A 13,941-nucleotide genomic window follows, 5' to 3' on the forward strand; every position below is an offset into this window, starting at 1 on the left:
CATTTTCTCGGCCTTACAGCCGATCACTTCCTCCATTGGTTAGTTCGACGCGCCGGCTCTCGGCGCGCCCGGATCAATTACACTTCTCTTTCGTGGCACAGACTACTGGCGCTGACTTAAGGCACCGCTTGCTGGCGCTGAGCCTCGCGTATGCGCAGTTCTGGGGGGGGGGGGGAAACGACAGATCACCGAAGAGGCTAGCCTCACAGCGCGGGGTCGCATTTCACACTGGATGATCTGCCGTTCCTCTATGAGGTAAGCACGGTGATCACGCTTCACCACCTAGGTGTTCTGCACAGTGTCCCGATGTCGAACACCACGCCGACAGCCCTGCGAGCGCTTACGAATTCTTGTGCCCGCGTCTAATTAGGAAGCCCGCTCGACGGCGCGGTGCAAGCAGGAAGTTCGAACTGCGCAGAAGCCTCTAGGTGAACCACCAAGCCAGCCCTACGCCTATTGCAGCGAGGTGAAGGCTCAGGAGCACAAAGAACTCCAGCGTAGTTCCGAAGCCTTTGCGGCTACGCTTAGCCACCGGGACACCACGGCTCGCGTCGGCCGGACCAGGTTCGAGCCAGACCCTCTGCGACTAATTGAGCACCAATAGAGCGGCCTGAACGATGTAGGGTAGCGAGCGTACGACCGTAGCGATCCTGGCCGGTACGGGCGATCTCAAAGGCGCCGGCATTTAGGAGCTGAATGAGCCTGTTCCTAGCCCGCAGGGCCAGCGCCCTCTCGTATTCGCAAGCGCCGTTTAGCTCAGGCGTATCGATATCGGCGATCCTGATCTTCTCGCCTTCAAGCCAAACTGTGTCGCCATCGTGGACGCAGTGGTCGCGAGGACCGGGAGCACAGACGGCGAGCGCAGCAGCAATAAGAAGCATGCGAGCAACCTAACCCGGAAAATGGCATTTTCCTACTCAGAACAAATATGGAACATGGTGCTCGTTGAGTCGGAGAGTTCCATGATCGTTCTAAGCCCGCCGATGCTCGCCGCTATAGCGTGCGTCATTACCGCCTGTGCTGCTCTCGTATGGTCGGTTCGACGTAAACCATGAGTTCGAAGCGTCTCGATACGATCGCCGATTATTCGCGCCACGGCTACGCGCTGAGGGTCGACTGCCGCCACTGCCGCAGGATCGCTGTGCTCAATCCACTCAGCATCGTGTTGCTCTGTCAGCAGCGCGGTTGGTCAAAGCAAATGTCTACGCTTGAAGGTCGCTTGCGGTGCTCTCGGTGTGGGAGCCGCGATACGAGACTGGGACCAGCGTTCGGCCAATGAGAAAGCTTTTCATAAGTGGCAGCTTTGCGCCCCAATATCGGTCGTTCGATAGACATTGCAAAGTCCCAAAAAGCTGCCGTTTCGAGGTGGCACGGGCTTTGTCCTCCTTTCAAGGACTAATCAACTTTCCGACTGTAGTGCTTCAAGATTGTCGGAATTCCTGTTCCGATAAAGCCAGTCGCAAGAAGATATGAGGCAGAGACGCGCTGTCACTTCAGCGCTTGAGCGGATATGCGTCCAGTCATCGGCAAAATCTTGGCTAGAACCATGTATGAGGCGGCTTCGACCATCGCCATAAATCTTGCTGATTACACTCTTTGTGGTGCGGCCGTCCTTGAAGAGCGGACCGTCCGGCTTGTAGCCTAGCCGAGCGCCAAGCAGTTTCACGATTGCATATTCGCCCTTGCCCCCCACGAGCGCGTCCATGCTGGCTGCGAATTTTGTGGTCGCGATTTGATCAAGAGGCTCGCGAGTTGCTTCATGAAACCACAGCAGGCCCATGAAGATTGCATTCATGACCTTGGGACGATCAACCGGGCGTCCGGGCTGGACATAGTTGAGTAACGCTTCCCCAACCTGATCCAGCAGCCATTGGTTTTCGGTCAGGTTCGAGACAAGTTCGCTATCCGTCCAGCGCCCAACAGGCAGTTCGGACTTTGCGGACGAACTGCCAGGGTATTTCCCTTTGCCGAAGCTTACTGTGTGGCGGTTGGGCAGCTTCCGATCGTAAAGAAGTTTCATCCACTGCACGCCTTGGGAAGGGCGTTCCCACATCAACGACACAGCCGACATGGCGAGCCGTGCGGCTAGCAGACCTTTTTCTTCGATGTTCTTGGATGAGAGGGCATCGGTCTCGATCGTGCAGGCGACGGGGCATTCTCCGATTGCCTTGAGGATTGCATTTTCGGTTTGGGAATCAGCCGAGCCTTTGCGTGCCCGCATTGGCTTGCCCGACCAGATGGCTTCAAGTCTGCGCGCGCTAGTGCACGAGAGCTTGTTTCTCGCGACAAGTCGTTGGCGCCATTGTTCTCGTGTCTCAAATACTACAGGGCCGACCCGCAAGGGATAGGCGCTCTCGCCCTCGAAGAGATGGCACCCCACGGTCAACTCGATTGGCTGCCTGTGGCGAAGCACATCCTCGTTGAGCCGCTCGCGAATCTTTTCTTCGACTTCGTCCACGAGGCCTTCGTCGGGTCGGTCAGAGTCCGTTTTGGCAAGCACATTCGCAAAAGCGTATTCGACCAATTTCGCGAATTCATCGATCTTGAAGCGGGGTTTTATCGCCGGATCATTGCTCCACCATAGCCTTGCATAATCGAAAACGGCGACTCGGAGAGCTTCTGTCGCTTTGAGATGTTCGCCGTTACCCAAGGCCAGTGTTGGCGGAAATCGCAGTTCTTTGATCGGACCAGGCTTGGGCGGCGTCCACTTCTCAGTCTGCGCCTTACGCAGTTCTCTCAAGATTGTGCTTATCAACTGTTTCTTTGTGGACATGGCCTCGATGTGGATCTCCTTGCATGGTCGGTGAACATTTGGCCCCACCGCATTGACTCAACGCTTTAAAAACTTCGCATACATACTGCCCTCGACGGGGCGAAGGGATGCATGGCGAGGCGTGAGCTGTCGTAGCTCTAGTGGCACGGTATGCTCGACCTTTATTCTTAGACCAGACCAGCTAAGTTCCTCAAATGTCGACACCACCCAAAAACTTCACGTGGGAACGCGGCCCATTTACCAAATGCGCTAAGTGCGGCGAAGATACCTTCGGTTTTTTAGCGCGGGCAAGCGAACGATTACTCATCGTTGCTCCAAATGTCGCTACCGCATCGACGATCAACTTCCGGAGGTGGATAAGAAGGTTCTCTACTTCGACCAGTTCGCGTTCAGCGAACTTTTCAAAATCGAAGCTGGCACTCGCCGCCAAGACGAACTGACCGACTTTTGGCAGGAACTACATCAGTTGGTTCGTCGGGTCGTGCTGCTCCAACAAGCGATCTTGCCGCACTCCAACATTCACAGCAACGAGACCATTGTCTCCCCTTGGCCGACTGAGTTGCGGGAAGCATACGAAGGCATTGGCGGCGACTTAGCCCTGCTCGACACTACATCCATCCAGTTACAAGATATTGGCGAATTCGCGTCAGCTTTCATCGAGGAGCGCGGGCCGAACCTCGACTTCGCGGTTGACCGAGTCCTGAACGGGCAACGCAACGAATGGCTCGATGATATGCGCATCACGGTGAATGCCGACTATAGCCGATTTGCAGACGGCATACGCGAAGGACGGGACGATGTTGACAAGAGCATCGAAGGGCTAATGGAGCACTGGCGCGCCAAAGGTTATGGCTTCGATGAGGTCTTGGAAATTGAGTCAAAGGCGTATCTCCAAAGCCGACAGTCAGCGTTGCTAGACTTCTTCCAGAGGTCCGAACGTGCTGCGCAAGAAGGCGATATTATGTCGACCATCAACCTTAGCATGAGCCCGATAGTACAGGAGTTTTCTCTGCTGCGGCATCTTTTCCTCAAAGCAGGGGCAAAGGAGGAGAATCTGGTCGAGCGGATAAACCAATTTTGGGCTTGGGAACGGAATTCCGAAATGCCGACGGGGCGCATCCTGGCCTATTTGTTCGCGGGACTTGCGGGTCAAGTTGCAGCGGGCCGCAAGCGTCCAGCGACAGCGAGCTTTATGAACGACGTGAATGCGATCTCGGCCTATGCCCCCTACGTGGATGCGATGTTCGTCGATAAAGAGTGCGCAACGATTTTGACGCAAGGTCGACCAGCTGCCGAGCTCAACTTCAAGGCGCGCATCTTCTCGCTATCGAACCGAGATGATCTGCTTACGTATCTGGCTGAAATTGAGGCAGCGGCGACAAACGAAGTCAGGGAAATGGCAAACCTGATTTACGGTATCGATTGAAGCCATCTCTACCTCAAATACTGGTGACGCTGCCCCAGCGAGGCCTAAGTCGCCGCGCGCATGTAGGAGGGGTTCGCTTTCGCCTAGCTCTGCACAGTCAAATTCGGGTGCTGCCAGTCCTCGCCTACATACGCGCCCCACTGCCGCAGCAGTGTTCGGGCGACGAACGAAACATCGCGAACCTGCTTGTCACCACTGAACGTCCCCTCAAAAAATGTACCGACCGCAGCCACCTGCAAGTCAATTGCATCGTTCACGCGCTTCTCGAGCTTCTTCCCGCGACCTGCGCCTTCTCTGATCCATGCAAGTGTATGGATCAGGACACACAGCGAATAGCGGAACGCGAACATGCTCATCGCGTCTTTGACCTTCATAGGTTCCGCGCCTTGCTTCTGCTGATTATGAATCATGAAGTTACGAGTGGCCTCCAGCAGCAGGTCATTCGCCTTCAGTCGCGTCGCCTCAGATATCTTCTGCTGAGTTGCGATGGCGCGCCGTTCCTCGCGAGTGAAATCACCAGCCGCACCAACCAACGTTTCCTCCCAATTGGCGACCTCCTCACGCAAGCGTTCGATCATAGTGCTCGCGTATGCTTCTGCCTCCTGCATCATCGGCCCAAGATGGTCCGGCGGAGGAACGCGCCTTAGGTCAGCCGCAAGTTGTCCTAGCCTCACGCTTTCGGCGTAGTCGATCAGCTTTATCGCATCACCTTTGGACCGAACTTCATCGTCGAGAATGTCGCCAACAGGGCGCAGCGTGAAGACTTGGTTCGGAAACTTCGCGGCAATGGCCAAGGACTCACGCGAGGTTGTCAACGCGTTCTTCTTCTGCATCTCGATGATCGTCCAATCGGAGAGCGCAATGGCATGATTCCGGTCCATCGCTAGGAATTCTTCCATCGCTGGCGCGCGCATTAGGTTTTTGTCGAAAACGATGGTGATCATGCAGTTGTAGTGATGCCGAACGCCCAGAATTGCAATTTGAGGTCTCAACGTGGCAACGTTGCTCCGGATTCGGGCATGATCACATTGGCGAAAAGGCTTTCTAATGCGATACCGTAACCTGCAACCAGTCTGACCCGAGTATCCCGTTGCAAGCCTGCGACCTCGTCACTCCTAGAGCTGAGTGTCTGCTTCGGCAGGTCGGGGCGCCAAAAGCCGTCAGTCTCCTTACGGCCCATTTCCTTCCATTCTGGCACTTTTCCACATCCGATAGCAGACTGAGTGTAGGCATATCCAACCTGTTGCAATGCGACCGACCGCCCATTGCGTAAATTGCAATTGGCGGAGACGAACAGCTCATATGCTGACGTTACCTTGGTCAATCAAGAACTGCTTGAATAATCGGCCTGCCAGATTTTTTATCAGGCACCCGCATGGCATCATGCGCTAATTGCTCTCGCGTCGCGCTCTCGCTCACGGAGCGTCCATGGTCGATAGATATCCTGCTTCAGGAGACCAATAGCCCCAGAAACTTTTCGACCATTCATCCTTCATGGTAATGAGAAGAGCTTTACATCGCCGTCGCTCCCCTCCAGACCTTTGCATTTCGGGACTACGGCGCATTCTCGTAACATTTTTTAAGGAATGGACTACCGGGTTCGAACGCACGAAGAACAAGGGTTTGAAATCGGAAAAATCTACTAGGTCGAGCAAACGGTAGTTCCCCGAGGAGCCTGCAGCACAGATCGTCGCGGGAAGCTCCTTGTCCCAGATTGCAAGCATGGAAAAGCCGTTCTTGCTTTCACGGAAGCGAAACCACCTGTACTCGAGGTCAAGCGTTGCTCGTTTTGCGAACCGTGCATGCTCCATCGATCCAGCTAATAACGAGCCCCGTTTTTCGAGCACGATGTCCGTTTCTGACCAACAATCGTACTTGGACCGAAACCTTATCTTCTGGTGCTGGTGCTTGTTCAAGGCACCTCCGGACTGAGCGATCCCCGGCTTGAGATCGACGTCGGAAAGGAAGTTCGCACAGCTTCTGCTGATCATTGCCCGGGCCATAATCTTTTCGCGCACTTTTCGCATTCCAGCCTCCTTCAACAAAGATATGGACACAACGGATCAGCTTTTCAGATTTATTTTGTTGCATTGGCGGAAAGGCTGCTTGTCCCCCTGTCTCGCAGCGACTGCTAGGTTGTCTTCTATTGCCTATCTGACCTTCATTTCGCCGATCCACTTTTCGACCGCGTCGAGCGCCCGTTTGAATGCGAGATCGAGGGAGCGCGCGCGGCGCCAGTGCGCGCAACATTTCAGCATGCTCTTCCAGTTCCGATTCCTGACTGTATGCGTTAAGATGCCGTAAGCCAGATCTATCTCGCATGCGGCAGCCGCGCACGAGGCAACAACCAGGACGGCGCAGGAGACACTGTCGCTTTTAACAGTGTCGAACACTGCTCTAGAGGTCGCCCGAGCTCATCTCCCCCTCCCCCCAACAGCATGATCGCTACCGCCTCAAGCAGCTGCGATGATTATGAGGGGATGTCTGCTTTCACGAGATGACCATTCCAACAGTGGGCAGTCCGGTCACGGCCCACTTCCCGCCATTTCTAGAGGCCCTCCACAACATTCACCCGTACGGGTGTAGCCGGACACAACCTGCTCCAATCCGACCAACCGCTTATCGCGTAGCCCGCAATCGGCCGAATACTAACGGTTCAATCACTGCCGTTAACCTTCGCTGGTTAAGAAGCGTCAAGTTATTCGCGCCAAAACCGTTATGCTCAGGGCAATCGACCAACGAAGATAGATCCTGTGTGGCGATGCCGGATCGTCCATGGACGATCCGGCGCACTATGAAATCTAGGCCGCCTGGGCGAGGTAAGGCAGGTCGAAGGTATCACCCCGCTCCCACTGCTCGGCTTGGATCGCCATAAGTCGGTTGTAGGCCCTCACCATGTCACCATTTGCCGCTTCGAAGGTCGAGGCCGGTGCTTCCGTGATGTGGTGCAGATCGAGCGCATCGTCGAATCTGTACGCGCCCAGATTGAAGCCGTCTGGTACGAGGGTCGCGCGGTCGTCTTCGCCAGTCAGGCAGAGCATGCAGCTCTCGATGTAGTGCATCCCCCCTCCCATCTGCGCGATCAGGCCGATCTGCGGAACAGGGCATTCTGCAGACTGATGAACCCAGAGGAGCGGGCGGCCAGTTGTCTGGACCCGGGAAGCGAACTGCATCAGGCCGAAAGCGTGAGGAGCCGTACCGCTCAGCATTATGTCCACCTTGTCTCGGAATTCAGTGAAGCGTCCGGACTGGCCGCTCAGCAGGCGAGCAAGGGCGGCAAAGAAGTTGGCGATGCGGTTCTGCTGTTCAATCTGAGTCATTTCAAGTCTCCATAGGCCGCGGGGATCGCATGCCTTTTTCCGCTCTCGTCCAGAGAGCCACCTCCTTTCGTTCTTAAGAAGATCATCAGTCGGCCACGGCCGCTTTGCATCCTAATCTCTGCCGGTTAGAGTTAGACTTGCTGATCTAGGAAACTGCCACTCTTTAGATTTTAGCCCTCATTGCAAAGGAGTGCGCTGTGCGACGATTAGACCGTTCTGCGGATAGGTCGCCAGGCGCTATGGCTGCAATCGGAATTGCAGTTTGGCGAGGTCGTCGGGCGTCGTCTCAGTTCCGAGCAGGTTTTGCGGCGCTCGCGCGGGTCAGCATCGGTTTCCCCCTACCGCAGGCGACTAGGCCTCGAGCGGCGACGGCGCTACAGCGATGATTTCGCCGGTCGTCACCAGCACGATCAGGCCGCGCGTGGTGCCGGTCATATCCAGATAGGCCCGCACCTGAGCGCGGTAGTGATCGACCGTCTCAGGCGTTGGCTGGACGTCGCTCTTCCAGTCGATGACCACCTGCGGCGTCCCATCGGGGGCCCAGCCGATGGCGTCGACGATGCCGGCGGACGCCTGCTCAACCTCATTGAGGAATGTTGACGCATAGACCGGGAGCTCCGGGCTGAGGACGGGACGAAGCTCTGCGATTTCGGGCAAGGCAAGCGTGCGGGAGACGCAGCCGACAAGTTCAGCGGGTGAAAGGCCCTGTGACGGGTCTTCGACCGCCGGCCAGCCGAGCGCCGCGATGAGCGAGCGCGCCCGATCGGTCAGCGCGGCGCTGTCTGGAGCGGTCTCGCCGGTCAACACCTCTTCGAGAAGCTTGTGCAGGATCAGGCCGCGCTCGCGTCCCCCCTGTATGCTGGGGCGTTTGGCCTCGTCATCGGGCTTGCGCTCGTCGCGCGCCGCCCAGATTTCCACCGCTTCCGAGGTAAGCACTGGGCCGACGCTGCTTTCGTCACGGCTGGGCGCCAGCCAGGTCAAGCGGCGATGGCGCTCGGCGATAGCGGCGGCTTCCACTGCAAAGCTTTCGCGGGTCTGCTGGTTGCCTTCGCCCGCCGCCACGGCGCCCATCTCCAGCGGCAGATGAGCCACATCGAGCGCCGGGAGGTCGCCGAGCGAGAGGTCGAGCAACGAAATCCAGGCCGACTTCGACGGCGAGGCGTCGAGGCGAGGCAGAACCAGCAGCTCGCGCGCCCGAGTGGCGGCGACGTACCAGAGGCGGACGCGCTCGCGATCGAGCTCGGCGTTTTCCGCGTCGCGCACTTCGTCATAGCCGGCCGGTTTCACGCCGAAAACCGGGCAGTAGAAGGCGTCGCTTTCGCGATCAGTCACCGCGTTCTCGGCCGGCATGATGCCTGTCATCGTGTTCACCGGCACCACGATCGGCCACTCAAGGCCCTTGGCCGCGTGCATGGTGTAGAGCGCAACGGCTTCTTCCTGCGCGTCGGGCCGCCCCTCGACGGCGCGGGCTTCATCGGTCCATGCAGCGGTCATGGTCTCGGCAAAGGCGCGCAGTCCCCGAACCGCGAAAGCGGAGGTCAGGCTGAGATAAAGATCGACATTGGCGAGCGCCCGCTCGGCCTGGCCCCGGTGGCGGGCGAGCAGCATCGGCCGCACCCGCATCACGTCGACCGCTTGCGACAGCAGGTTGTGCGGCGTGGTATTGTTGGTCCGGCGATTGAGGACTTGCAGCTTTTCGATCACCGAGCGCGCCAACGGGTGGGCGATCGCACTGGTCTCCACGCCGAGGTCGAGGCGCGGCAGGGCTTCGGGATATTCTTCGGACCGGGGCAGCGCCCAGATGATGTCGAGCAGTTCTTCCTCGGTCAAACCGACCAGAGGGCCGCGCAAGAGCGCGCCCAACGCGAGCGTATCGCGGCGATCCGCAAGGATGCGGGTCAGCGCGATGAGATCTTGGATCTCCTGTCGCCTGAACAGGCCTTTGCCGGCCTGGGTGGCGACCGGAATGCCGTGGCGCTCAAGGGCCTCTTCATAACGCCACAGGTCGCTTCCGGTCGGCGCGAGCAGGGCGATGTCACCCGGCCGGCAGACCCGGCTGGCATCGGAGCGACGATCGATGATAATCTCGCTGCCGATCAGGCGGGCGCACAACTCGGCGACAGCTTCGGCTTCCGCATCGCGTTGCTGCTCGGCGCTCGCCTTGCCGTTCTCGTCGGCGACGGTGACATCCAGCGCCGCGACGCAGGGAGCCTCGCCCCGGTTGGAATGGAACGGGTCGAGTGCGGTGAAACCCGGCTGGCCGTCGCTCGATAGCAGCGTTTCGAAGCGCTCGTTCACATAGGTGAGGATTGGCGCGCAGGAGCGGAAGTTGGTGGAAATCGACAGGACGCTGTCGGCATCCTGCGCGATGAAGGCGTCGCGCGCCCGGACATAGGCGCTGACATCGGCGCCGCGGAAGCGATAGATCGCCTGCTTGGGGTCGCCGACCAGGAACAGAGCGCCGGGGCGGATCTGGAACTCGCTCCACTCGGCGGTCGCGCGTCCGGCGGGCGGCTCCCCGCATAGCCGCCAGAAGATTTCGGTCTGCAGCGGGTCGGTGTCCTGGAATTCGTCGACGAGAACCCGTGTGAAGCGCGCGCTCAGCGCGCGGCGGACCTCGTCATGATCGCGCAGCAGGTCCCGCGCGGCGAAGATTAGGTCGTCGAAATCGAGCAAGGCGGCCGAACGTTTGTAGTCCCGGAACCGCTCCAGCACCGGCTGCGCCTGCGCGATCAGATCGGCCAGGACGTGGCTGGCGACATTCTGGAGTAGGAGCTGCCACGCCTGACAGCACGCCGCGTAGTGGCCCTCGGCCGCCGCGTTGAGGCGGTCGCCATCGGCTTTGGCCAGGCCCTCGCGCTTGGCGGCCTCCACCCATTTGCCCTTCTTTCTGAAGGCCAGAAACGAGCCGCTCTTGGTGCAAAGATCGGGGTGCGGCGGCGTCACCAGCAGCCGGATGAGTCCGGCCGGCGTTTCGGCGGTCGCCGCATCCTCCATCGCTTGGGCCATCCCGGCGAGCCGCTCGGCGAACGTCGCGGTCTCGTCCTCGACCGCGGGCGCGGTCTGGATGAAGTCAGAGAAGGCCGCGGTCGCATCATGGAAGGCGCGCAGATGCGGCGCGAGCGGCGTCGCGGGCGGCGCCGACACGGTGCGCCGCTTGCGCAGGTTGGCGATGATCTTATGGATCAGCCCGACGGTTTCGCCGGGGCTTTGCAACACCATTTCGGCGATGATGCCGGCCTGGCCGCCGGAAAGCTGCTCGCGCAGCCAGATGTCGACGATCTCGATGAAAGCGAGGTCGGCCTGGTTGCTGTCCATCACGTGGGCGCCCGGGTCGATGTCGGCTTCGACCGAATAGGGCTTGATCAGGCGCTGGCAGAAGCCGTGGATCGTCGAGCAGGTGATCTCGTCGATCGCTGCCGAGGCCGCCGCGAGGTTGGCCTTGTGGATTTCCGACAGACCGTCCGGAAAAGCGATCCGCAATTCGGTCGGGACCGTGCCCACTACGAGGTCGGCGACGAAGTCGCGGACGCGGATCAAAAGTTCGCTCGCCGCCAGTTCGGTGAAGGTGACGGCCGCGATCGATTTGGGCGCGACCCCTTCGGCCAGCATCGCGGCGATGCGGCCGGCCATGACGGCCGTCTTGCCCGAACCCGCGCCGGCCTCCACCAAGATGGACCGGTCGTGGACGCTGATCGCAGCGCGGCGGGCACTGTCGTCGCGCAGGGCTTTGCTTGCGGCGGTCATCACTGGGCCTCCCAGACTTGCGCGGCGTCGCCGAACATATCGGTAGCGGCGGGCAGCTTGCGTTTGCAGTAGGTGGCGCCAGCGTTCGCCGGCAGGGCGAAGGCGAGGTGGTCATATGTTCCGCCGGTGTCGGGCCCGATGAGGGCGTGCCCGGCGGTCAGGTTGGCGCGCGCCGCCTGCAGATAGCCGGTGATCTCGACCAGGGTGGCTTCCGGATCGGAGAGCTGGAGATCGACCTGCTCGCGCGGGAAGAGCAAAGAGGCGCTGATCGAGATCTCGGATCCGAGCAGCGCCTTGACGGCAAAGGCGTAGAGGCAGCGCTGCAACTCGCGGCCGCCGTCGACGCTGATATCCTCCCTAGGCGGGCGCCCGGTCTTGTAGTCCCGGACCAGGGCGCGCTTGCCGTCGCCCGAAAGGTCGAGACGGTCGATGTAGCCGTTGATCCGGAAGTCCGCGTCGGGGATTTCGACCGGGATGTTGGAATCCCAGGGGCTGTCGGCGTCCGACTTGGGTTCTAAGCCGCCAAAGGCCACTTCTCCATAGGAGCGGGCGTCCGGCAGCCGCTCGTCGTCATAGGTGAGCGCGCGGCTCGTCAGAATGCGGGCGTCGTCGAGCGTCCGGCGCCAGATCACCTCCGGCGGCACAGCGCGTTCGCTCTCCCAGACCCTGGCGATCTCGCGTGCGGCCTCCTGCACGGTGGCTTCGATCTGCGCCTCGTCGGCGTTGGCCAGACCGCCGTCGGCCTCCAACTTCTGGAGCGCCAGATCGAGCGTCATGTGGACGAGGTCGCCCATGCCCAGGGCGTCGAGAACCAGAGGATCAGCGCCGCTTTGGGGCATTCGCAGCCGCATCGCGTAGCGCCAGACGAAGCCGAGCGGGCTGCGCAGGAGGAGGCGAAGCGAGCTTGCCGACTGGGTGCGGTCGAGGATGGCCAACAAGAGCGGGTGTTCGGCGCGCACCAGGCCATCGTGCGGCGTAATCTCCTTGCGGTGCCAGTTGCGCCAGCAGGCCGTGGCGGCGACCGCCTGGGGCGCGTCGGCAAACTCCGGCGGGCGCGCCATCAACCGATCGGTCTCGCTGAAGGCATGAGCTGGGACCGCGTTGCGGCGGACGTAGGTCTCCTCGCCATAGGCGCCGAGCAGCGAGCTGCGGCCGAGGAGCCGCCCTTCACCGTCGCGGCGCGCACGCGACAGCACCACCTGGCGCTCGGTCGTGGCGAGGATCGTCTCGAAGTCCCGGCGATCGGCCGCCGCGACCGGCAGGGGATCGAGATCGGCGGTGGGAATGACGTGGTCGGAGATCAGGCGGTCTTCGGAGATGCTCCGCGGCCAGCGCGACGAATTAAGCCCGATCAAGCGAACGAACCGGCGCGGCGAGGCCGCCAAGGCGCTGGCGGGCATCCAGGCGACCGAGACGCAGGCCTCGAGGCCGTCGTCCTGCTTGAGATTCTCCAGCGTCGTATCGAGCGATCCGGTCGGCCCCGCCAGCAGCGCCTTGCGCCAGATTGCCAGGGCGCGGCCGCTGAGCAGCGCCGCGCCGATCTCCTCGGCGGCGCTGTGGCCCTTGCCCAGAAGCTCAACGACGCCCCGCAAGGTAGGGGTGTGCTCTTGCTCGTCAGGCCAGTCCGCAGCGGTCAGGCGCCCGAGCAGACGCGTCCAGGCCGAGACCGACGCAAGCGGGGCTTCGGTCGGCAAAATGCGCAACCAGCCCGCCGGCAACGTCTGGAGCGGACCGGCCTCGGACCCGCACAGCGCAGCGAGACGGCGCAGCCGGGTCTGCGACAAGCCGCGAACGAGGATGTCGGCGAGCGCGGCGGCCGCCTGACCCTCGCGAGTGGTGGTGACCTTGATCCCGTGGATGAAGTGCAGGTCGAGGTTCGCGTCGGCGCGAAGCGACAGGAAATGGTCATCATATTCCGCCGTCGAGGCGGCGGCGATGGCGATTTCCGCCGGCTGGGCCTCACCCGAAGCCAGTAGCGCACGCGCCCAGCGGATCGCCTCGATGGCCTCATGATACGCCGTCGATGCGCTTTCCGCCCGAACCTCCGGGGCCTGCGGCGCATCGCGCGCGATGGTGACGCCGGTCGCCTCGAGCCAGGGCGGCGTGGGCCGAGGGCCCGCCGTCCAGGTCACAGGGGTGCAGCCGGTTAGCGCCGCAAGCAGCGGCCGCCAGCACGGCGACAGCTCGGTGATGCCGACGATCTCGACCGGTCCGAGAACGGCCTTGGCGTGAGCTAGACGCTGACAAGCGGTCGCGACCAGGTCGCAGGGCCGCATCATGCCCGGTGGCAGCTGCGCAAGCACCGCCGCTTCGAGTCGCGCAATTGAGTCGAGACGCGGATGCTCGTGGGAGCGGGAAGCGAGGTCGATGCTGGCGCGCCAGGTCTTGTGCAGGGTGTCGGCCGAGGCGTCGACCATGCCGGGCAGGAGCTTGATGCTTTCGAGTTCGCCGAGCGAGGTGTCCGGCAGGACGGCCTGGATCGCGGTGCGCAGGCTTTCGTCGTCGATCGGCCTCGAAAAGCCGCCGGCGAGGCGGGCTGCCAGCTGCTCGAACGACATGATCTGCAGGCCGTGTCGGCGGTGGCGTGCGGCGTCGAGGCGAAGCTCACGCATCGCCATGCGCCCGTGGGCGACGATGGTCCGCCGGTCGGTCATGCAGGTCATCGTCCTCGTCTC

Annotated in this window: 9 protein-coding genes; 1 reads left to right on the forward strand and 8 read right to left on the reverse strand. The window is 61.0% G+C overall.

What is annotated here, in order from left to right; translation table 11 throughout:
- Positions 1-524: 524 nt before the first annotated feature.
- Positions 525-881 carry a thermonuclease family protein gene (locus VWN43_RS11530; RefSeq protein WP_320181619.1) on the reverse strand — a complete coding sequence of 119 codons (357 nt, stop codon included), beginning with the start codon at positions 879-881 and terminating at the stop codon, positions 525-527.
- 518 nt (positions 882-1,399) lie between these two features.
- Positions 1,400-2,773, reverse strand: a complete 1,374-nt coding sequence (locus VWN43_RS11535; RefSeq protein WP_320181618.1) for a hypothetical protein — start codon at positions 2,771-2,773, stop codon at positions 1,400-1,402.
- 352 nt (positions 2,774-3,125) lie between these two features.
- On the opposite strand from VWN43_RS11535, the gene VWN43_RS11540 reads away from it, so the two are divergent.
- Positions 3,126-4,199: a hypothetical protein gene (locus VWN43_RS11540; RefSeq protein ID WP_320181617.1), complete on the forward strand. Its 1,074-nt coding sequence runs from the start codon at positions 3,126-3,128 to the stop codon at positions 4,197-4,199.
- A gap of 83 nt (positions 4,200-4,282) precedes the next feature.
- Here the strand turns inward: VWN43_RS11540 and VWN43_RS11545 are convergent, their stop codons facing one another.
- From VWN43_RS11545 to VWN43_RS11570, 6 genes are all read right to left on the reverse strand, one after another.
- Positions 4,283-5,143 (reverse strand): hypothetical protein, encoded by an 861-nt coding sequence (locus VWN43_RS11545; protein WP_320181616.1) that lies wholly within the window; start codon positions 5,141-5,143, stop codon positions 4,283-4,285.
- A 44-nt stretch (positions 5,144-5,187) separates the two neighbouring features.
- Positions 5,188-5,523, reverse strand: a complete 336-nt coding sequence (locus tag VWN43_RS11550) for a hypothetical protein (protein ID WP_320181615.1) — start codon at positions 5,521-5,523, stop codon at positions 5,188-5,190.
- Positions 5,524-5,614: 91 nt separating this feature from the next.
- Entirely contained in the window at positions 5,615-6,226 is a 612-nt protein-coding gene (locus tag VWN43_RS11555) for a hypothetical protein (protein ID WP_067468607.1), read from the reverse strand.
- Between the two features lie 774 nt (positions 6,227-7,000).
- Positions 7,001-7,519 carry a hypothetical protein gene (locus VWN43_RS11560; RefSeq protein WP_067468604.1) on the reverse strand — a complete coding sequence of 173 codons (519 nt, stop codon included), beginning with the start codon at positions 7,517-7,519 and terminating at the stop codon, positions 7,001-7,003.
- Between the two features lie 351 nt (positions 7,520-7,870).
- Positions 7,871-11,266, reverse strand: coding sequence for a UvrD-helicase domain-containing protein (locus VWN43_RS11565; RefSeq protein ID WP_067468904.1), 3,396 nt, complete (start codon positions 11,264-11,266; stop codon positions 7,871-7,873).
- Positions 11,266-13,920, reverse strand: coding sequence for a PD-(D/E)XK nuclease family protein (locus VWN43_RS11570; protein WP_320181612.1), 2,655 nt, complete (start codon positions 13,918-13,920; stop codon positions 11,266-11,268). Before VWN43_RS11570 ends, VWN43_RS11565 begins: the two co-directional genes overlap by 1 nt.
- Between the last annotated feature and the right edge of the window lie 21 nt (positions 13,921-13,941).

Source organism: Qipengyuania sp. HL-TH1, from assembly GCF_036365825.1.
GTDB classification, from domain to species: domain Bacteria; phylum Pseudomonadota; class Alphaproteobacteria; order Sphingomonadales; family Sphingomonadaceae; genus Qipengyuania; species Qipengyuania profunda.